Here is an 18,126-nt window from a genome sequence, read left to right on the forward strand (position 1 = left end):
GTTCAGCCGATGCGGTTGTGCGTCTGTTAAGCGAGCGGCAGGTGGGATGGATGGTTGGCTGTTCAAAGAAGCGGAAAGGAGTGAACACCGCCGATGGCGACCACAAAAAGCAGACAACGTGAGGGTGATTTTATCGAGCGGTCTGTATATTGTGAAAGCGAGTATGACCGATTGCAGGAGGTGCTGATGTGTCCGCCTGCTTATATGTCCATTAAAGAAGTGATCAATCATACGCAACAACATTATTTCCGGGAAAACATTGATGTGGCGCGGGCAACCGAACAATTTAACGAATTTATTGAATTTTTGGTTAATATGTCCATCCGGGTGGAGTTGTTGTCGCCTGTACCCACCCTTCCTGAACAAGTGTTTACTCGGGATATCGGCGTGGTGATTGGAAATCGCCTTATTTTGTCAAGGATGGAGCAATCCATTCGGCGGGGGGAGGAGAAAGCGTTAGAAGCTTGGCTTCGCAAACAAGCCATCCCATTTACCAAAGTACAGAGTGGAAGCTTGGAAGGGGGAGACATTATGATAGACGGCCACCAGATCTGGGTTGGCGTTGGCAATCGCACGTCCCCTGAGGTGGTGGACGAGTTGCAGGCATGGTTTCCCCACCACCAGGTTTCGACTATTGCCGTGCGACCACGGTATCTGCATTTGGACTGCATTTTGAATGTGGTTGCACCTGGGGTGGCATTGGTGTATGTGGATGCCTTTGATATCGAGTCCTTGGCAACGTTGCGCCGGTTTTATCGATTGATCGAGGTGACTGAAGAAGAGCAGTTTCGGCTGGCGACCAATGTGCTGTCGCTAGGTGAGGGACGTATCATCAGCTTGCCGCAAAACAGACGTGTCAATGAAGAGTTGGGGAAAGCAGGGTTGGAAGTGTATGAAATCGACATCACGGAAATTACGAAATCGGGTGGTTCGTTTCGGTGTATCACCTTTCCTTTGCGCCGCGGCGGGGTTTTTGTCGGTGACTGACGGTTATGCCATAATATGAGTGCGCGCGGGAGCCAGTTCGCTAAACAGCTGAGCCAAGCGCGAAGAACCACGCTAACGGAGGTGAGCGGGATTGCCAACCGCTATTCCTGACCACTTGGCTCCCAATTTGGATATTTTGTTCGTCGGATTCAACCCCAGTCTTAAATCGGGGGAAACCGGGCATCATTATGCGAATCCGCACAACCGATTTTGGAAAATCTTACACTTGTCGGGATTAACCCCGCGGTTGTACCGTGCGGAAGAAGACAGGGAGTTGTTAAAGCTGGGTTATGGCTTTACCAACATCGTTGAGCGTCCGACCCAGCGGGCGGACCAGATTACGAAAGAGGAATACCGTGTCGGGCGACTTCGGCTGATGCAGAAGATTGCGGACTGGCGCCCTCGAGTGGTCTGCTTCGTGGGCAAAGGCGTGTACCTCCAATATAGCGGCAAGAAAAGCGCCGCATGGGGATTGCAGGAATCATCCGTCATTCCAGGGGTGTAGGAGTTTGTGGCCCCTTCTTCCAGCGGGTTGGTCCGCATGAAGTTGGATGAGATCGTGGCCATTTATGCTGAATTGGCGCGGTTGATCAAGACTCAATAAAAAATCCGCTGAACGCGCAATAAGTCAGGCGCCACAGCAGATGACATAGGGATGAACGGCGGCGATATCACGCCTCCCGCATGCTGGAGTAACGCTATCGCCCCGTTCATCAATTTCCGTCTCTCTCTTTGTACCACTATACCCCGAGCGGAAGCGGTCAAGCAAAACGCTGTATAAGTAATTGTAAGTGAAATTATAATATATTTGACCATATAACTTAAATATGCTTATATTTACGTAAGAATACTGATCGAGCGGGAGGATTTCATGTACCAAGAAGAAAGATTGGTCGCCATCATGCGGTATCTCAAAGAACATCAGCGCATGAGTGTGCAGGAGATTTGTGAACGGTTTGGTGTATCACGCGATACGGCCCGCCGCGATTTGGTGAAATTAAGCGAACAAAACGCCATCATCCGGACACGGGGTGGAGCAGTATTACCCGTGTTGCAAAAGGAGATCGAAAGCTACAAGAAACGGCTCGATTTGAAGAGTGAAATGAAGAGTAGGATCGGGGCAGAGGCGGCCCGCCACATCAAAGATGGGGATGTGGTGCTGATGGATACCTCCACCACCGTGCAACACGCCGCTCAAGCGTTGCAGGCGGAAGAGGTGACCGTGGTGACCAATTCCATTGACATCGCCGATATTCTATCGACGAAAGAGCGAGTGACCGTTCATTTGCTCGGGGGAGTGTTCCATGCGCACAGCCGCTATTTGTACGGGGTGGGCACGGTAAAAAAGTTGCAGGAATACCATGTTAACAAGTGTTTTATGGGAGGGGGCGGAGTGGCCGAGGACGGCATTTATTTTCCGAGTGAAGATGATGGGCAAGTGGTGCGGCAAATGATTGCTCAGTCAGAACAAGTGATTGTGTTGGTGGATCGCACCAAGTTTAACAAAAAACTATTTTTCAAAGTGTGCCCGTTGGAACAAATCGATGTCCTGATTGCCGACGATGTGCCCGAGGAGTGGCAGGAGAGATTGGCGCAGGCGGAGGTGGAAGTGATAAGGGTGATGCCGGGTGCGTGGAGCTAAGAGAAATAGGTGCGGAAAAAACGGATCTGCGGCTCTGCTTCCCGTTGCTTCACTTGTACCAAGGCAGCGCGGTAAAACGGGTAACCCGCCAGATGGGGGCCTTCGGGGTTTAGATATCTCCGCCGGTAGGTGACGGCATTGACATCCTCTACCAAAACCAATCCGCGTGCCTCCAGATAAGCAGGCAACTGTTCGGGAAGCATCCCAAATGTCCACGGTTCCCCGATACGTTCCAACAACCGGTGGATGCGCCGTGTTTTTTTGTCTGCTGCCAACTGCTTGATGGCGTGTTGGTGCACATAGGTGAACAGCAGAAAACTGCCGGGCGCGGTGGTGCTGATAAAGCGCAGAGTGCTGTCAACCGCTTGTTCAGTCAGGTATTGGGTCACGCCTTCCCAGATAAAAAAAGCGGGTTGGGATGGATCGAAGCCGGCGGCGCTCAAGGTTCGTTCCAATTGCTGCACATTGAGGTCGGTTTCGACAAACGTCACGCTTGTGGGCAATTGGCCGAGCAAGCCGGCCAGCTTTTTTCGCTTGGCGGAGAGCGTGTGCGGTTGATCCACTTCAAACACCCGCACGTTTCGCATGCGCGGGATGCGGTAAGCACGGCTATCGAAGCCAGATCCTAAGATCACCACTTGGTTTATGCCCTGTTCCAAGGCATGGGTCAGGTGATCATCAATCAAGCGGGTGCGAGCCACCCCTGAGGTTCGAGCACCGGGGCCAAAGCGATCCAGCAACATCGGCACAATTCTGCCAATGAAGGGTAGGCGGGCAAACTGGGTGGCCGCTTGCAAAGGGGTGCAAATAAACCGCACAGCAAAAGGGTCTTCAAACAGACGGCGCTCTTTAGGGAAGCTTTTTTCCAATGCGCGGAACCAAGCGGCAAATTCAGCAGTCCAACTGGCCTGCCCTGACTGGCGCCTTTCGTTGGTCGATCGGATCATGAAAGTGAACTCACCTCTAAGCACCGATATTTCTTTCTATATATTCGATATTTCTATGGATATGTCTCTTTCATTTTGACAAAAGGCAACCAGCCGTCCGGAATGAAGCGGGCGGCTGGTTGTTGTGTGGTGATGGACAAGCCTCATCGCAACCCGTACTTTTTCATTTTGTTGTAGAGCGTTCCCCGGGAGATGCCTAACAACTTGGCGGCAGCCGCTTTGTTCCCATAAGTGGTGCGTAGTGCATTTTGTATCGCGTGATATTCGGAGATTTCTTCCCCCATGCCGCTGGGGAGAGTAGGGGGGAGTGGTGCTTCAGCATGGAGACGGGGTACTTGCACGGCGGTTGGCAAATGCTCACGGCTGATCGGTCCATCTTCGGTCAGGATTACCAGCCGTTCGATGATGTTACGAAGCTCACGGATATTTCCGGGCCAATTGTAGTTCATTAAGGTAACCAGTACTTCCGGGCTGAATTCAGGATTGGGCTTGCCGTATTGCACAGCGATTTCCCTGGCGAACAATTGGATTAATTCGGGAATGTCCTCGATCCGATCGCGGAGGGGAGGCACTTCGATTGACACCACATTGAGGCGGTAGAAGAGATCTTCACGAAAAGCGCCCGCGTTGACGCGCTCTTCCAAATTCCGGTTGGTGGCGGCGATGATGCGGATGTCCACTTTGACGGGTTCGGTTCCTCCCACGCGGTAAAATTGTTTCTCTTGTAACACGCGCAACAATTTTACTTGCATATCCAAGGGAAGTTCGCCGATCTCATCCAAAAACAGGGTTCCTTTATGTGCCAACTCCAGCTTGCCCGCTTTTCCTGTTCGATCCGCGCCTGTGAAGGCGCCCCCCTGGTAGCCGAACAGCTCGCTTTCAAATAGGGAAGCCGGGATCGCTCCGCAATTGATGGCGACAAAGGGGTGTTTGGCCCGTTGGCTACCATGATGAATGGCATGGGCGAACAACTCTTTGCCGACCCCCGATTCGCCGGTGATGAGCACGGTCGCGTCGGTTGGTGCGACGCGGCGAGCCACTTGCACCGCTTGCAAAATGGCCGGGCCGTTTCCTTTGATGCGGTGGAAAGGGTCCGGGGCAGAGGCCAGTTGGCTGATTTTTTCTTCCAGAGTGTGGAGCTGGGAAGTGGTGGAAAACAATTCATTCCCCAAGCGGACCAATTTGGTCACATCCTGTTCGCAAGAAATGGCTCCGATCATGGTGCCGTTTCGGAAAATAGGGGATGTGTTCACCAAGACGTACACGCCGGGGCGTGGTTCATGGTAGGCCTCCTGAATTGGTTGCCCTTCTTCCAACATGCGTGAAATCATGAGGGAATTCCAGCTGAAGTCCGATATGTTTTTGCCGACGATCTTTGCCGCGGGAATGTCATACAGCTGTTCTGCGGCTTTGTTCCAGTGAAGCACCGTCCCGTCTGTGTCGACAATGGTGATCGCTTCGCTGACCATGTCCAACAAGGTGTTTAAAATCGTTTCCGCGTGTAACAATGGCGTTTCCTCCTACCCAGTGCCGGGTTGATAATCATGAACAAAAGTGTAATCGATTAAACATAGATGTGCAAGTGATTGAACACCTTTGTGTACATTTAGTGAATAAATGGCCGCCAAATCCTGTGAAAATAAGTTGGTATGATTTTTGCTAGATTGTTTATTACTAAAACAGGAAAGGCACAAGGGGAGATTATGATGGAACAATTGATGCGGGATATGTTTTTATTCTTGTCAAAAAACAAAGTAGCCAATAAAGCGGCTAAAAAATGGGGGCTTCGGTTTGGGGCGAACCGATTCGTGGCCGGTGAAACCATCAAAGCGGCGATCTCCACAGTCAAAGAGCTGAATGAAAAAGGCATTGTTGCGACGTTGGACCATTTAGGCGAATTCGTATTTAGTGAAGAAGAAGCAATCGAATCGGCTGATTATTGCATCCGTACTTTGGAAGCGATTGCAGAAGCGGGTGTAAAGTCCAATCTGTCATTAAAAATGACGCAGTTGGGTTTGGACATTTCGAAAGAACTGTGCATGAAAAACATGCGCCGCATTCTTGATTGCGCCAAACGCCTCAACAACTTTGTGCGGATCGACATGGAAGATTACGAACACAATCAAATCACCATGGACATTTTTAGTGAGTTGCGGGAAGAATACGGTGAAACCGTAGGCTTGGTCGTGCAAGCATATCTGTACAAAGTAGAGCAGGATATCGATGAGTTGAACAAGTTCAAGCCAAACCTGCGCTTGGTGAAAGGTGCGTACAAAGAATCGCCAGAAGTGGCTTTCCCGGCCAAAGAAGATGTGGACCGCAATTTCATCAAGATCATCGAGAAACACCTTCTTTACGGGAACTACGCAGCCATCGCCACACATGATGATAACGTGATTGAACACGTCAAAAAGTTTGTGAAAGAGCACCATATCCCCTTCTCGCAGTTTGAATTCCAAATGCTGTATGGCATCCGGGTGCAAAGACAGCTGGAACTCGCTAGAGAAGGATACACGATGCGGGTGTATGTGCCTTATGGCAACGATTGGTACGGCTACTTCATGCGCCGCTTGGCCGAGCGTCCGGCCAATGTCGCGTTTGTGTTGAAGTCGATGTTCAAAAAATAAGATTCCGTTTTACTGACCGGCTTTCGGACGTTTGTCTGTGGGCCGGTTTTTTGATGGATAACCTTTCCGTGAGCGGCTGGGAAATGGGTTTGGTACCCGCCCCTCGCTCTTCACCCCAAAAGCTAGCCTCTCTTATTCTCGCTACTACTATAACGCCGTCAATTTTTCGAGATAGTCGGGATAAAGTTCATCGAATTTGTGAGACATGTCCTGCAACATCTGATGCATTAGATCAAATGTCAGGGGTTCATGCAGAGGATGGCAGACATCCAACGCTTCAAAGTGATAATTGTGTAGAATGTCCCACACTTCCAGATGAACTTGGTTTTCCATGACGACGAAAAAGAGTTTTAGATCAATCCGATCTTTAAAGACAACACCTAGTACCTTCATGTAGGTCTCCTCCTAAGATGCGTAACAACGATGATTATGACCTATGGTGCGTGTTACGATAGTCGATGCCCATTCCAAGCGCGGCCACTGGTTAGGGTGTGTCTGGCAGATCAAGTTAGTGGGAAGAAGCGGTGCAAAAACCTTTTCCATCAGACACGCCCTAGTCCCATCCGGACAGCGCCGGATGCATTGCTGAAAATGGAATGGACATTGGTTGATATGAATAAACCAACTCTATCATAGCAGGTTTGCGCATCAAATGGGTGACGTTGGCAGGATGTTGAAGGAAAACGGCTTGAGTTTATACATGTTGTCTAATGTAATCGTTTTCCTTTGGTTTTATACTTTATTTTATCATACTGAATGTAAAGGTGATGGCGATGATCATTGGTGTACCTAAAGAAATAAAAAACAACGAAAACCGGGTTGGTTTGACCCCGGGCGGCGTAGCAGCCTTTATCGGCCAAGGGCATGAAGTGTGGGTGGAAACAGGCGCTGGTCTGGGAAGCGGATTCAGTGATGAAGCGTACAAGGAAGCGGGTGCGAAAATCGTTTCCAGCGCCAAAGAGGCATGGTCGGCCGATATGGTGATGAAAGTGAAAGAGCCGTTGAAGGAAGAGTACGGTTATTTCCGTGAAGGCCTCATTCTTTACACATACCTGCACCTGGCGGCGGAACCGGAGTTGACGAAAGCGCTGATCGACAACAAAGTGGCGGCGATCGCTTATGAAACGATCCAACTGGACAACGGTTCATTGCCACTGTTGACTCCGATGAGTGAAGTGGCAGGACGGATGTCGATCCAAATCGGTGCCCAATTCCTGGAGAAAGCGAAAGGCGGCAAAGGGGTTCTGCTCGGTGGCGTGCCCGGCGTGTTGCCTGCGGAAGTCGTGATTGTCGGTGGCGGTATTGTAGGTACAAACGCCGCAAAAATGGCAGTGGGCCTTGGCGCAAGTGTAACCATTTTCGACATCAGCGCCGATCGTCTGCGCCAATTGGACGATCTGTTCCAAGGACGGGTTAAAACATTGATGTCCAATTCTTACAACTTGGCCAATGCAGTCAAAAAAGCGGATCTGCTGATCGGCGCCGTGCTGATCCCTGGTGCGCGCGCACCGCGGTTGGTGACGGAAGACATGGTGAAAAGCATGGAAGAAGGATCGGTGATCGTGGACGTGGCCATCGACCAAGGTGGTTCCATTGAAACGGTTGACCGCATCACCACACACAGCAACCCAACTTATGTAAAACACGGCGTCTTGCATTATGCAGTGGCCAACATCCCGGGATCGGTCGCTCGTACTTCCACGCTGGCCCTGACCAACGTAACGGTACCATACGGATTGCAGCTTGCTAATAAAGGGGTAGTACAGGCGGTTTCCGAAAACAAAGCCCTCGCCAAAGGGGTAAACACGCTGGATGGTGTGTTGACTTGCCGCGCGGTAGCGGAAGCTCATGGACTGCCTTTCCAAGAGTTGGCAGAAGTCCTGCGCAAAGAATCCGTCGTTCATTAATAAAAACCGATTCACTCCTAAAACACCACACGCAGATAAACAAGAGAGGTGGCGAACATGCCGCCTCTCTTGTTTTTTTGTGATTTGCTGGTGTGCGGCTCTGCTATAAGAGAAGCGATGGGAAAAGGTGATGGAGTTATTAGTCATCACTATCATTTCACAGCAAAGTTCTTTACAATAGGATTATTGGGTTTATGACGGAAATAATCAGTGGCAAGGGGGTGAGATAAGATGAATATCCTTGATTCTTTCACCGTAGCAGAAATGTTAAAACGCCCCTTGTTTCAAAAGGCAAAGGTTATTGCCGGGCAAGGCGGGTTGAACCGCGCCGTTCGCTGGGTTCATGTGCTGGAGATCCTTGACGGCTCTTCCTATGTCAAAGGCGGGGAGTTGGTGCTGATGACCGGGGTAGGGATAGGTGAGGAGAAAGAGCTGAAGCTGGATTATGTCCGTGAGCTCGTTGAAAGCAAAGTGGCCGCATTGTCGATTGAGATGGTACACCAATTCGTCGTCATTCCGGAGGCGGTCAAGCGCTTTGCCGATGAAAGCCAGTTTCCCATCATCATCTTTGAGGAGCCGGTCTCATTCGTGGAGATCACGCAGGACATCCACACTTGGCTGATCGCGCGGCATCAAGACCAGCTGTTGTCGTTGGAGCGCATCTCGACCCAATTTTTGCAATTGACTTTGCAACCGCAGGGGTTGAGAAAAATCCTGCAACTCCTGCACAAGGAAACCGGCTTTGTGGTCTGGATTGAAGATTATCTGGGCAAGACGTTCATCTACCCCGAGACGGAAACGCCGATGAAGAAGAACGCGCTTCGTCGCCCAATCACGGTGTTAGAAGTGAACATCGGCGAACTTTACATCAAAACCACCCGCAAGCTGACGGAGTATTTGAACCTGATCATCGATCGTGTGATGATCGCCATCGCCCAAGAGTATTTGCGCCAATTTTTGTCCGAAGAGTGGGAGCTGGAAGAAGGCAAGCGGTGGATGGTCGATTTGGTAGGCGGCAAGCGGGGCGAGGTGCCGTCGAGCCTGCTCGGGGTGTTTGAGAAACGGAAAAATTGCGTGCTGTGTGCGCTGAGCCAAGACGAGTGGACGTTTGCGGATGAGAGCGGACTGGGGCGAGTGTTTTTGGTGCAGCTGATCCGTATGATGCAACATGTGTTTGAGCAGAAAGGGATCAAAGTCTGGGTGGCTCCGGTGGAGAACCGCTTGGCGATCATCCTCGCCGAACAGCAAACATTTGCTGCTGACCCCTTTATCGCTCGTGTTGACAAAGGGTTTGACATGCTGTTCGCACAATTCCGTCGACTCCATCCGCGCTTGACGACCCGATGGAAAGTGGGGGTCAGCCATCGGCTTGACCATCTTGACCGGATGGCTAAAGCGTGGGAAGAAGCCTGTCTGGCTTTGTCCATGGACGAAGTGCCTCGGGATGATCTCCAGGATGAGGAGGAAGGGAGCGCCGTCATGGGTACGCATACGCTGATCCATTATGAGAAGTTGCGGGCATGGCAACTGTTTTTGCATATGGACACGGCGGCAGTGCAATCTTTTGTCGACCTTCACTTGGGCCCATTGTTGCAATACGACGCCAGAAACAAGACGAACTTGGTGCGCACCTTGGAAGTGTACTTTCAAACTGGCCTGCAAAAACAGCAGACGGCCAAATCTTTGTTCATCCACAGGCAAACCTTGTACTACCGCCTGGAACAAATCGCTGCCATGCTGGGGGATGATTGGGAAGCACCCGCCCGACGCCTCGCGTTGGAAACGGCCGTCTCCGGCTATCGATTCTTGTCAGCGCGCCAAAAGAAAAGAGACTGGTAGTGGCGGCCGCGCATTAACATGGTTTTTCTGCTGCTTTTACGCGTCAACCTGAGTTGCCAGGCACGACCTTTACAAGGAGAGATGTGAATATGTGGAATGCGTTGAAAATGAAAGAACCCGTCAATACTTGGACCCACTTTGTCACCTGTTTGGCGGCGGTTGTCGGCTTGGTATACCTGATCTTGTTGAGCCGTGAAAACATCTCTACCTTGATCACTATGACCATCTACGGAGTTAGTCTCATTTTGCTGTATGCTGCCAGTTCGATTTATCATTGGGTGAGAACGACACCAAAGAAGGAACTGATCCTGAAGAAGATCGACCACTGCGCCATTTACCTGCTGATTGCCGGTTCCTACACTCCAGTTTTTTATCATGGGTTGGACGGACTGTGGAGAACGGTCATGTTAACGGTGATCTGGGTGATGTGCGTCATAGGTATTGTCTTGAAAATTGCCTTCATCCACCTTCCGCGTAACGTGTCGACTGCGTTTTATGTCACACTTGGATGGATCGCGGTGATTCCTTTTGTCAAACTGGTGAAAGTGCTACCGCTGGGGGCAATCATCCTGATGATCGTGGGCGGTGTGTTGTACACCATCGGCTCTATCATTTATGCCACCAAGATATTTGATTTCTTTCCCCAAAAATTTGGGTTTCATGAGATTTTCCATCTGTTTGTCTCTGCCGGTTCCGGTGTCCACTTCGCCATGATGGTTGCATATATCATTCCGCTGGGAATGCAATCATAACAAAAACGTCTCCCCGGATAGATGGGGAGACGTTTTTTGTTGTTTATGATGTTGCCGTTACGGGTGCAAGTTGGCGGGAGTAAGTTTTTCACTCAGCTTTTGCAACATGTCCGCTGTCATTTTTTCCAAATCATAAGCGGCTTTGAAACCCCATTCTTCCTTGGCCGCCGTGGCGTCGATGGAATTGGGCCAGCTTTCGGCGATTCCTTGGCGCACTGGATCGACATCATAGTCCAAGGTAAAGGAGGGGATATGCTTGCGGATGGCCGCGGCAATCTCTTCCGGTTCAAAGGACATCGCCGTCACATTAAAGGCATTGCGATGTTTCAGCTTGGCGGCGTCGGCTTCCATCAAGGTGATGATGGCGTTCAAGGCGTCGGGCATATACATCATGTCCATGTATGTGCCTTGTGCGATGTAAGAAGTGTACCGGCCCTGCTTGATCGCTTCATAATAGATTTCCACCGCATAATCGGTCGTGCCGCCGCCGGGGGGAGCCACATAGGAAATCAATCCCGGGAAACGGAGGCCACGGGTATCCACTCCGAATTTATGGTAGTAATAATCACACAACAATTCGCCCGATACTTTGTTTACCCCGTACATGGTGGTAGGACGCTGAATAGTGTCCTGCGGAGTGTTGTCTTTGGGTGTAGAAGGGCCAAAGGCACCGATTGAGCTGGGGGTGAAAAATTGGCAATCCAGCTCGCGGGCTACTTCGAGGGCGTTGACCAATCCGCCCATGTTTAGATTCCAAGCCAAGAGGGGTTTGGCTTCGGCGGTTGCCGACAGCAATGCTGCCAGATGGATAATGGTGTCCACCTGCCGTTTTTTGGCGACGGCGTACATCGCTTCAGCATCGGTGACATCCAATATTTCAAAGGGGCCCGATTCCACGACGGGACTATCCGTCCGCCGGATGTCAGTGGCGATTACATGGCTTGCGCCATAGATTTCCCGCAAACGCATAACGAGTTCTGATCCGATTTGCCCCAAGGCTCCAGTAACAAGGATTCTTTTCATAAGTCTTCCTCCAACCAAATGGAACGATTTGTCATCAGGTGACTTGCATCTAATGAAGTGCTAAGGATTGCTGCGTTGTGAAACCATTAAATGATTCCCATTTCTTTACCCACTTTGGCATAGATCTCCAAGACGCGATCCAGCATCTCTTTGGTGTGTGCGGCAGTAGGCATGTTGCGCACCCGTCCGGTTCCGCGTGGTACGGTTGGGAACACGATTGCTTTGGCGTAAACACCTTCTTCGTTCAGGCGTTTGCTAAATGCCTGCGTTTCCACTTCGCCCCCGATGATGCAAGGCGTGATCGGTGTTTCACTGTCGCCGATGTTAAAGCCCAGCTCCTTCAGGCCTTGTTTCAGGTAATTGGCGTTATCCCACAGTTTTTGCTGCAGTTCGGTGCTGTCCATCAGGATTTCAATCGCTTTTTTCGCCGCGGCCACATCACCTGGCGTCAAGGCAGTGGAGAACAGGAACGGACGGCTGCGTACCTTGAGCCAATCGATCAGTTCTCGTTTCCCAGCCACATATCCCCCGACTACGCCAATTGCTTTGGACAAGGTGCCGATTTGGAAATCCACTTTGTCAGACAGGCCGAAGTGTTTGACTGTACCAGCGCCACCACCCAACACGCCGGAGCCGTGTGCGTCATCCACATAGGTGATGAGATCGTATTCTTCGGCAATCTCCACGATTTCCGGAAGTTTGGCGATATCCCCATCCATAGAAAAGACACCGTCGGTAATGACCATGATTTTGTTGTAAAGGCCGGATTCTTTTGCTTCTTTCGCTTTTTGGCGCAGGTCATCCATGTCGGAGTGGTTGAAGCGGATGATTTTCGCTTTGGAGAGGCGGCAACCATCAATGATCGAAGCATGGTTCAACTCGTCAGACAAGATGGCGTCGTTTTTGTCCATTACAGCTGAAAGCGCTGCCATGTTGCAGTTGAATCCAGATTGGTAGGCAATGGCTGCTTCCGTCTTTTTGAAAGCAGCAAGGGTTTCTTCCAGCTCGACGTGAAGTTGGAGGGTACCATTGATGGTCCGAACGGCACCAGCACCGACCCCGTATGTTTCGATCGCGTTGATGGCCGCTTCTTTAAGCCGCGGATCGGTGGCCAGACCCAAATAGTTGTTGGAAGAGAGGTTGATCAATTCCCGTCCATCAATCTTGATCACAGGTCCGTTGGCGCTTTCCAGAGGATCGATCACATTATAAAGTCCTTTTTCTTTCAGTTCTTGTAAATTTTCCTGTAAGAATTGTGATAATACCTTGCTTGACACGATAAAATCCCTCCAAAGTCCCGGGTATTCTTTTGTTCGTAAACATTTGTCCATGGTGAATGGACAAATGAATCGCATGCAAGCGCTGTCATGACGCGGTTTACACCATTACTTTAACATATTTTTTTCATTGTGTTTATGCCAGGTGGACAAAATATTTTTTCTTTCTTCATAAGTATGGGCATTTGGTCCCGTAAGCATGAATTTGTTATAAAAAGGTTTTATTGGGTTTATATGTTGAAATGAACCAAATAAATGATGAATGGATACATGTTGTTCGGAATGTGGGTGGGCCTGTTCGGACCAGGTCTTATCCAGCTGTTGGTGGCAAATATTTCCGATTGCTTCAAGTTCTTTCTACAATCTCAATGGGCAAACAAGATAGCTTTCGCTTTTCCGAAGATATGGTTATTTTGCTAACGTTGGGGATTGCCCCTTATATCTCTGCTCATTTTAAGTTATTATTTTATATTGGAGAATCACAGGCATGTTTTGCGTCGTGTTTTTCAAATGTCGTCTCGATCGTCGATGGACGAGAAGCGAATGGGGAAACGTGTTAAAACACGGTCCTCTCGTTATTTTTGTCCATAAGATGGTTTTGAAATAGCTTAGAACGAAATTGTTTTTTTTAATGCTGTTGATGAGCGGAGCCAATTTTTCCGCATGCACGCGCTTGGCGCATGAAGGGTATGGAAGATGAGTTTCGCTCTACCTTAGCCATGTTCTCCAGAGAGAGGTAAGAGAGGTTTACATTGATTGAGATAATATGCGTTACGTAGGAGGGGAGAGAGTGCGCAAGACAAAAAAATCGATTCACCTGGCTACTTTGATGTTAGGAGCGGCTCTTCTTTTGGGCGGTTGCGGGGGATCACTGGCTGCTAACGATTCGACGCCAACCCCTTCCAAAGAGACGGCAACCAAACAAGCCAAGCCGGAAGATCAACCTGTGTCCAAACCGCCAGCCAAACAGGTGATTGCGATTCCGTCAGACCCGGCTTCGCTCGCGGTACTGGTCAACAAACAACGTGCTTTGCCGTCGGGGTATAAGCCTGCAGACTTGATACAGCCCGATGTGCCGTTTTCTTCATGGGGCAAGGATGAGAAAAAGTTGATGCGCAAAGAGGCGGCCCAAGCGCTGGAGCAATTGTTTGCCGCAGCAAAAAAACAAGGGATTGAGCTGGTTGCTGTATCAGGGTACCGTTCTTATGAAAGGCAACAAGCGACTTATGAGTCGGCGTTAAGGAGAAAAGGGAAAGAGAGCACAGACAAATATAACGCTGTGCCTGGTCATAGCGAGCACCAAACTGGCTTGGCGATGGACGTGTCGGCCCGCAGTGTGGGCTTCCGTTTGATCGAGTCGTTTGCCGCAACTGCGGAAGGGCGTTGGTTGGCGGACCATGCGCACGAATTTGGTTTTATCATTCGCTATGCCAAAGGGAAAGAAGATGTGACTGGCTATGGATACGAACCTTGGCACATCCGCTATGTTGGCAAGGAAATAGCCCAAGAGATCAAGAGCAGAGGCATTGTCTTGGAAGAGTATTATTCAGTATCACCAAAATAACAGATGTGGTCTGATGACAGATCATAATATATAAAACAACCGACCCAATATGTTGGGTCGGCTTTATCTGTTTGGGGAGTTGGAGGAATGAATAAACAAGCAGGCATGTCAGTGCAATTTTATTTGTTTTTTTTCACCTGGGGTGTCTTTATTCCATATTGGACAGCTTGGCTTAAGACGAAAGGCTTTTCGATTGAAGAAGCCGGTTGGTTTGTCTCTCTCAGTCTGATTGTGCGGTCTGTGTCCACGTTGTATGGTTATCCAGCCTTATGCCGCGTGGCCCCTTTGTCTCAGCTGGCGCGATGGCTTCCTTTCTTGTCGGCGGTCATCTTGCTCGGATTTATTCCATTTCAAGGCTTTGTGCCCATCTTGGTTCTGACCGTGTTGTTTGCTTGGACATATCCGGTGTTATTGCCGATGAATGAAACCATCGCCAACATGTTGGCCAAAGAGAAACAGATTGATTATGGACGAAGCCGTTTGTGGGGTTCGGTGGGATACATCGTCGGCCTGTATGTGACGGGCTGGATTACATCCCGGCTGGGGGATGCTAGCACCCTATATGTTTTGTTTATTGGACTAATCATTGTATATCTGCACTCTTTTGTCGGGGTGTCCAACCAGTTCGCCACAAAAGCGTCCACCAGGGACAACGTGTCCATGCGCAAGCTATTCAAGTCACGTGCTTTCATTTGGTGCCTGTTGATATGCATTTTGCTGCAAGGGGCACATGCCGCATATAACAGCTATGGTGTCGTTTATCTGCAGAAGCTGGGGATTGATAACTCCCAGATTGGCTTGATCATGATTGTGGCAGTTGTCGCTGAGATCGGGTTCTTCTATGTTGCTGACCGGTTTATGGCCAACGTGCCGATTGCGGTGATGTTTTTCATTGCTGCGGTGTCGTCCGTCGTTCGTTGGGGAGCGATTTACCTGTTTCCCGATGCAACGGTGTTTATCATCACGCAAGTGTTGCATGCAATTACGTTTGGCTTGACTCATTTTGCTTATATGCGATTCGTCAACCAATGGGTACCCAATGCATATATCCCTTCCGCGCAGGGAGCGTACGCTTCCTTGGCGATGGGGCTTGGCACGGGGCTATTGACGATTTTGTGCGGATATGCCTACGCAGTGTCGCCGCAATTGCCTTTCTTGCTGATGGCGGCGTTGACGATGCCTAGCTTCGGGCTGGTGTTTTTGTTACATGGTGCCTTGAAACGGCAACCATTGCCCACGGCGTCAACGTCAAGCTAAAGACCTCTTATATCAATTTCTTCTATAAATGTTTTTTAATAGGGCATTCTACCACGGGTGTGTGGTAGAATGTTTTTGTGTAAAGGAGTCATACCATTCAGTTTTTAATAGAATACGACCTTGTTTGGATGGGAGAGGATGGCAAGATGCGGCCGATACTGTTAGGTGTGATCGCGGCATTCTTTTTTGCGTTTACTTTTGTGTTGAATCGGGCGATGGAATTGTCCGGAGGGAGCTGGATTTTGAGTGCGTCGTTGCGATATTGGTTTATGGTGCCCTTTTTGTTCCTGATCGTGGGCTTGCGTCGAAATGTGAAGCCGCTCTTCGCCCATATGCGGGCTCATCCCCTCCCTTGGCTGGGATGGAGCATGGTGGGGTTTGGTTTGTTTTACGCCCCGATGTGCTTTGCGGCGGCATACGGCCCCGGCTGGTTGATCGCCGGTACATGGCAGGTGACGATTATATCGGGTACCTTGTTGGCGCCCTTCTTTTGGGAGGAGGTGCAGACGCCGACGGGCGTGCGAAAAGTCCGCCAAACGATTCCATGGCTCGCTCTGGGTGTCTCCATGTTGATCGTCGTAGGGATTGCGCTGATGCAGTTGGAGCATGCCCGCCAACTCTCCCTCACAGAGATCGTCGGGGGAATCCTCCCGGTGCTGGTGGCCTCATTCGCTTATCCACTGGGCAATCGGAAAATGATGGAGGTTTGCGAAGGGAAATTGGACGCATATCAGCGGGTATTGGGCATGACGCTGGCGAGTCTCCCGTTTTGGTTGGCGCTGTCCATCTATGGCGGGTTGACGGTTGGAGCGCCGAGCGAAAGCCAACTCTTCCAGTCGTTATTGGTAGCGCTGTGCTCGGGAGTGGTGGCCACGGTGCTGTTTTTCCAGGCGACGGATATGGTGAAGGGAGATATGCAACAATTGGCCGCCGTCGAAGCGACGCAATCAGCTGAGGTGCTGTTTGCCGTGTTGATGGAAGTGGTTTGGTTGCAAGCGGAACTGCCGTCACTGTGGTCTTGGGCGGGCATGGGCCTGGTTGTGATCGGCATGATTTTCCATAGTTATCTGTCCCACCGAAAGCATGCCCCCCGCCCATCGGCCAAGCCGGAGTTGTAAGCCAAGCGCGGCTCTGCTGTTGTCAGCATGTAAGCGTATGCCCGGTGGCATGAACATCGCGTTTCGCCCTGCATTGAAAACAAGCCGACCTAGACGCTGGTCGGCTTGTTTGCGTTTGACAGAGATGTGGTTGAGGAGTCAGATCTGGGTTGTTTGGTTTTGAGATTCATCACGATGATACCGATCAGGACGCATGCGCCACCGATGATGTGGGCAAGCGTGACGCGTTCATTCAGGAACAGAGCTCCCACAGCTACGGCGATCACCGGTGACACATAGGTCCATGTGACAGGGAACAGCGGATTGGTTTCACGCATTAACCAATAAAACAGGCCAGAGGCGACGATGGAGACCACGATGCTCAAGTGGAGCAGGGACAGGAGAGTAACCGGCGTGAAATCGACTTGCGCGTTTCTTTCTATCAACAAAGAAAGCGCGAACAGACCGAAACTGGCGAAGACCATTTGCCATCCGTTAAGTGTGGCGGGTGACACCTTGTCCATGAGCCGTTTGGCGTGAATGGCACCGAGTCCGTGAATAAATTCAGACAGGACGATGGCCAATTTTCCATAAAACGGGAGAGAGCCGAGTTGGAAGGCCGAGGGAGTCTCGCCGATGACGAACACCATCCCGCCACCGCTCAAGAGCAAGCCTGCCACCAGCATCCATGTAAAAGTGAGTTGCCTGAAGAGCAGGGCGAGGATGGCGCTGAAGAGGGGGGATGTCGCCACCAACAGGGCGGCTTCCCCTGAATCAATGTGTTGCTCCGCCCAGTACAGCGCGGCGAAGGGAACGGTTGTCATGCAGAATCCGATCCACGCTAACTCCAAATATGTTCGCCAGTCAAGGGATTGCCACCGTTTGGATAGACCGAGGCATAGGCAGAGCAAGCCGCCAGCAATGGCAAAGCGCAGGCCGGCCGCCAAGAAGGGGGGCATGCCGTCACCAAGCCCCAGTTTAATAGCTAGAAAGGAAGTACCGTAGATGAGGCACATCAGTGCGTAACCGAACCAAGTGATCCAAGTCATGATGATCCCCGCTTTCGTGTGTTGATGAGGAATAGGATATCAGGAAGCGGGAACCCATGGTATGATCAAAAAGAGATACCGTTATAACCTCAAGTTATATCCCGTGTATAAGATAACCGTGTCCAATCAAAATGTTGTTGTCTTCACTTTTGCAAGGC

Annotated in this window: 15 protein-coding genes and 1 pseudogene; 10 read left to right on the top strand and 6 right to left on the bottom strand. The window is 50.5% G+C overall.

Annotated features, from left to right (window positions below):
• The first annotated feature begins 93 nt into the window (after window positions 1–93).
• The 3 genes and pseudogenes from NYR52_RS04205 to NYR52_RS04215 all read left to right on the top strand — a co-directional run bounded on the left by NYR52_RS04205 (window position 94) and on the right by NYR52_RS04215 (window position 2,629).
• Window positions 94–987 carry a dimethylarginine dimethylaminohydrolase family protein gene (locus tag NYR52_RS04205; RefSeq protein WP_132219796.1) on the top strand — a complete coding sequence of 298 codons (894 nt, stop codon included), beginning with the start codon at window positions 94–96 and terminating at the stop codon, window positions 985–987.
• Between the two features lie 91 nt (window positions 988–1,078).
• Window positions 1,079–1,591: pseudogene (locus tag NYR52_RS04210) on the top strand (mismatch-specific DNA-glycosylase).
• Between the two features lie 267 nt (window positions 1,592–1,858).
• Window positions 1,859–2,629 carry a DeoR/GlpR family DNA-binding transcription regulator gene (locus tag NYR52_RS04215; protein WP_259436367.1) on the top strand — a complete coding sequence of 257 codons (771 nt, stop codon included), beginning with the start codon at window positions 1,859–1,861 and terminating at the stop codon, window positions 2,627–2,629.
• On the opposite strand, the gene NYR52_RS04220 is transcribed toward NYR52_RS04215, so the two are convergent.
• Window positions 2,626–3,576 carry a class I SAM-dependent methyltransferase gene (locus tag NYR52_RS04220; RefSeq protein ID WP_022738339.1) on the bottom strand — a complete coding sequence of 317 codons (951 nt, stop codon included), beginning with the start codon at window positions 3,574–3,576 and terminating at the stop codon, window positions 2,626–2,628. The genes NYR52_RS04215 and NYR52_RS04220 overlap by 4 nt on opposite strands.
• A gap of 143 nt (window positions 3,577–3,719) precedes the next feature.
• Entirely contained in the window at window positions 3,720–5,084 is a 1,365-nt protein-coding gene (locus tag NYR52_RS04225; RefSeq protein WP_246026818.1) for a sigma-54 interaction domain-containing protein, read from the bottom strand.
• A gap of 198 nt (window positions 5,085–5,282) precedes the next feature.
• Between NYR52_RS04225 and NYR52_RS04230 the strand changes: the two genes are divergently transcribed.
• Window positions 5,283–6,203 (top strand): proline dehydrogenase family protein, encoded by a 921-nt coding sequence (locus tag NYR52_RS04230; protein ID WP_022738341.1) that lies wholly within the window; start codon window positions 5,283–5,285, stop codon window positions 6,201–6,203.
• A gap of 147 nt (window positions 6,204–6,350) precedes the next feature.
• Here the strand turns inward: NYR52_RS04230 and NYR52_RS04235 are convergent, their stop codons facing one another.
• Window positions 6,351–6,596: a hypothetical protein gene (locus tag NYR52_RS04235; protein ID WP_022738343.1), complete on the bottom strand. Its 246-nt coding sequence runs from the start codon at window positions 6,594–6,596 to the stop codon at window positions 6,351–6,353.
• A 380-nt stretch (window positions 6,597–6,976) separates the two neighbouring features.
• Here NYR52_RS04235 and ald point away from each other — a divergent pair, with 380 nt between their 5' ends.
• The 3 genes from ald (at window position 6,977) to trhA (ending at window position 10,701) form a co-directional block, all read left to right on the top strand.
• On the top strand, window positions 6,977–8,110 hold the full coding sequence (gene ald / locus NYR52_RS04240; protein ID WP_259436368.1) for an alanine dehydrogenase: 1,134 nt from the start codon (window positions 6,977–6,979) through the stop codon (window positions 8,108–8,110).
• A gap of 231 nt (window positions 8,111–8,341) precedes the next feature.
• Window positions 8,342–9,949 (top strand): PucR family transcriptional regulator, encoded by a 1,608-nt coding sequence (locus NYR52_RS04245; protein ID WP_259436369.1) that lies wholly within the window; start codon window positions 8,342–8,344, stop codon window positions 9,947–9,949.
• Window positions 9,950–10,038: 89 nt separating this feature from the next.
• The gene (gene trhA, locus NYR52_RS04250) at window positions 10,039–10,701 is read left to right on the top strand and encodes a PAQR family membrane homeostasis protein TrhA (protein ID WP_246026819.1); all 663 of its coding nucleotides are present in this window, start codon (window positions 10,039–10,041) and stop codon (window positions 10,699–10,701) included.
• Window positions 10,702–10,758: 57 nt separating this feature from the next.
• Here the strand turns inward: trhA and NYR52_RS04255 are convergent, their stop codons facing one another.
• Complete coding sequence (locus tag NYR52_RS04255; RefSeq protein ID WP_132219799.1) at window positions 10,759–11,724, bottom strand: L-threonine 3-dehydrogenase; 966 nt, start codon at window positions 11,722–11,724, stop codon at window positions 10,759–10,761.
• A gap of 86 nt (window positions 11,725–11,810) precedes the next feature.
• Window positions 11,811–13,001 (bottom strand): glycine C-acetyltransferase, encoded by a 1,191-nt coding sequence (locus NYR52_RS04260; protein ID WP_259436370.1) that lies wholly within the window; start codon window positions 12,999–13,001, stop codon window positions 11,811–11,813.
• A gap of 829 nt (window positions 13,002–13,830) precedes the next feature.
• Here NYR52_RS04260 and NYR52_RS04265 point away from each other — a divergent pair.
• From NYR52_RS04265 to NYR52_RS04275, 3 genes are all read left to right on the top strand, one after another.
• Window positions 13,831–14,565, top strand: a complete 735-nt coding sequence (locus NYR52_RS04265) for a M15 family metallopeptidase (protein ID WP_375163195.1) — start codon at window positions 13,831–13,833, stop codon at window positions 14,563–14,565.
• 87 nt (window positions 14,566–14,652) lie between these two features.
• Complete coding sequence (locus NYR52_RS04270) at window positions 14,653–15,822, top strand: MFS transporter (protein WP_259436372.1); 1,170 nt, start codon at window positions 14,653–14,655, stop codon at window positions 15,820–15,822.
• A 146-nt stretch (window positions 15,823–15,968) separates the two neighbouring features.
• Window positions 15,969–16,940 (top strand): DMT family transporter, encoded by a 972-nt coding sequence (locus tag NYR52_RS04275; RefSeq protein ID WP_259436373.1) that lies wholly within the window; start codon window positions 15,969–15,971, stop codon window positions 16,938–16,940.
• Between the two features lie 89 nt (window positions 16,941–17,029).
• Here NYR52_RS04275 and NYR52_RS04280 read toward each other — a convergent pair whose 3' ends face one another.
• Entirely contained in the window at window positions 17,030–17,968 is a 939-nt protein-coding gene (locus NYR52_RS04280) for a DMT family transporter (protein WP_022738354.1), read from the bottom strand.
• Window positions 17,969–18,126: the final 158 nt, after the last annotated feature.

This window comes from Laceyella sacchari (assembly GCF_024927925.1).
GTDB classification, from domain to species: domain Bacteria; phylum Bacillota; class Bacilli; order Thermoactinomycetales; family Thermoactinomycetaceae; genus Laceyella; species Laceyella sacchari.

What these genes read in the sequence shown, in the direction of transcription:
- NYR52_RS04205 (WP_132219796.1), top strand. Translation starts at nt 94, where the DNA reads ATGGCGACCACAAAAAGCAGACAACGTGAGGGTGATTTTATCGAGCGG.
- NYR52_RS04215 (WP_259436367.1), top strand. Translation starts at nt 1,859, where the DNA reads ATGTACCAAGAAGAAAGATTGGTCGCCATCATGCGGTATCTCAAAGAA.
- NYR52_RS04220 (WP_022738339.1), bottom strand. Translation starts at nt 3,576, where the DNA reads ATGATCCGATCGACCAACGAAAGGCGCCAGTCAGGGCAGGCCAGTTGG.
- NYR52_RS04230 (WP_022738341.1), top strand. Translation starts at nt 5,283, where the DNA reads ATGGAACAATTGATGCGGGATATGTTTTTATTCTTGTCAAAAAACAAA.
- NYR52_RS04235 (WP_022738343.1), bottom strand. Translation starts at nt 6,596, where the DNA reads ATGAAGGTACTAGGTGTTGTCTTTAAAGATCGGATTGATCTAAAACTC.
- ald (WP_259436368.1), top strand. Translation starts at nt 6,977, where the DNA reads ATGATCATTGGTGTACCTAAAGAAATAAAAAACAACGAAAACCGGGTT.
- NYR52_RS04245 (WP_259436369.1), top strand. Translation starts at nt 8,342, where the DNA reads ATGAATATCCTTGATTCTTTCACCGTAGCAGAAATGTTAAAACGCCCC.
- trhA (WP_246026819.1), top strand. Translation starts at nt 10,039, where the DNA reads ATGTGGAATGCGTTGAAAATGAAAGAACCCGTCAATACTTGGACCCAC.
- NYR52_RS04255 (WP_132219799.1), bottom strand. Translation starts at nt 11,724, where the DNA reads ATGAAAAGAATCCTTGTTACTGGAGCCTTGGGGCAAATCGGATCAGAA.
- NYR52_RS04265 (WP_375163195.1), top strand. Translation starts at nt 13,831, where the DNA reads ATGTTAGGAGCGGCTCTTCTTTTGGGCGGTTGCGGGGGATCACTGGCT.
- NYR52_RS04270 (WP_259436372.1), top strand. Translation starts at nt 14,653, where the DNA reads ATGAATAAACAAGCAGGCATGTCAGTGCAATTTTATTTGTTTTTTTTC.
- NYR52_RS04275 (WP_259436373.1), top strand. Translation starts at nt 15,969, where the DNA reads ATGCGGCCGATACTGTTAGGTGTGATCGCGGCATTCTTTTTTGCGTTT.
- NYR52_RS04280 (WP_022738354.1), bottom strand. Translation starts at nt 17,968, where the DNA reads ATGACTTGGATCACTTGGTTCGGTTACGCACTGATGTGCCTCATCTAC.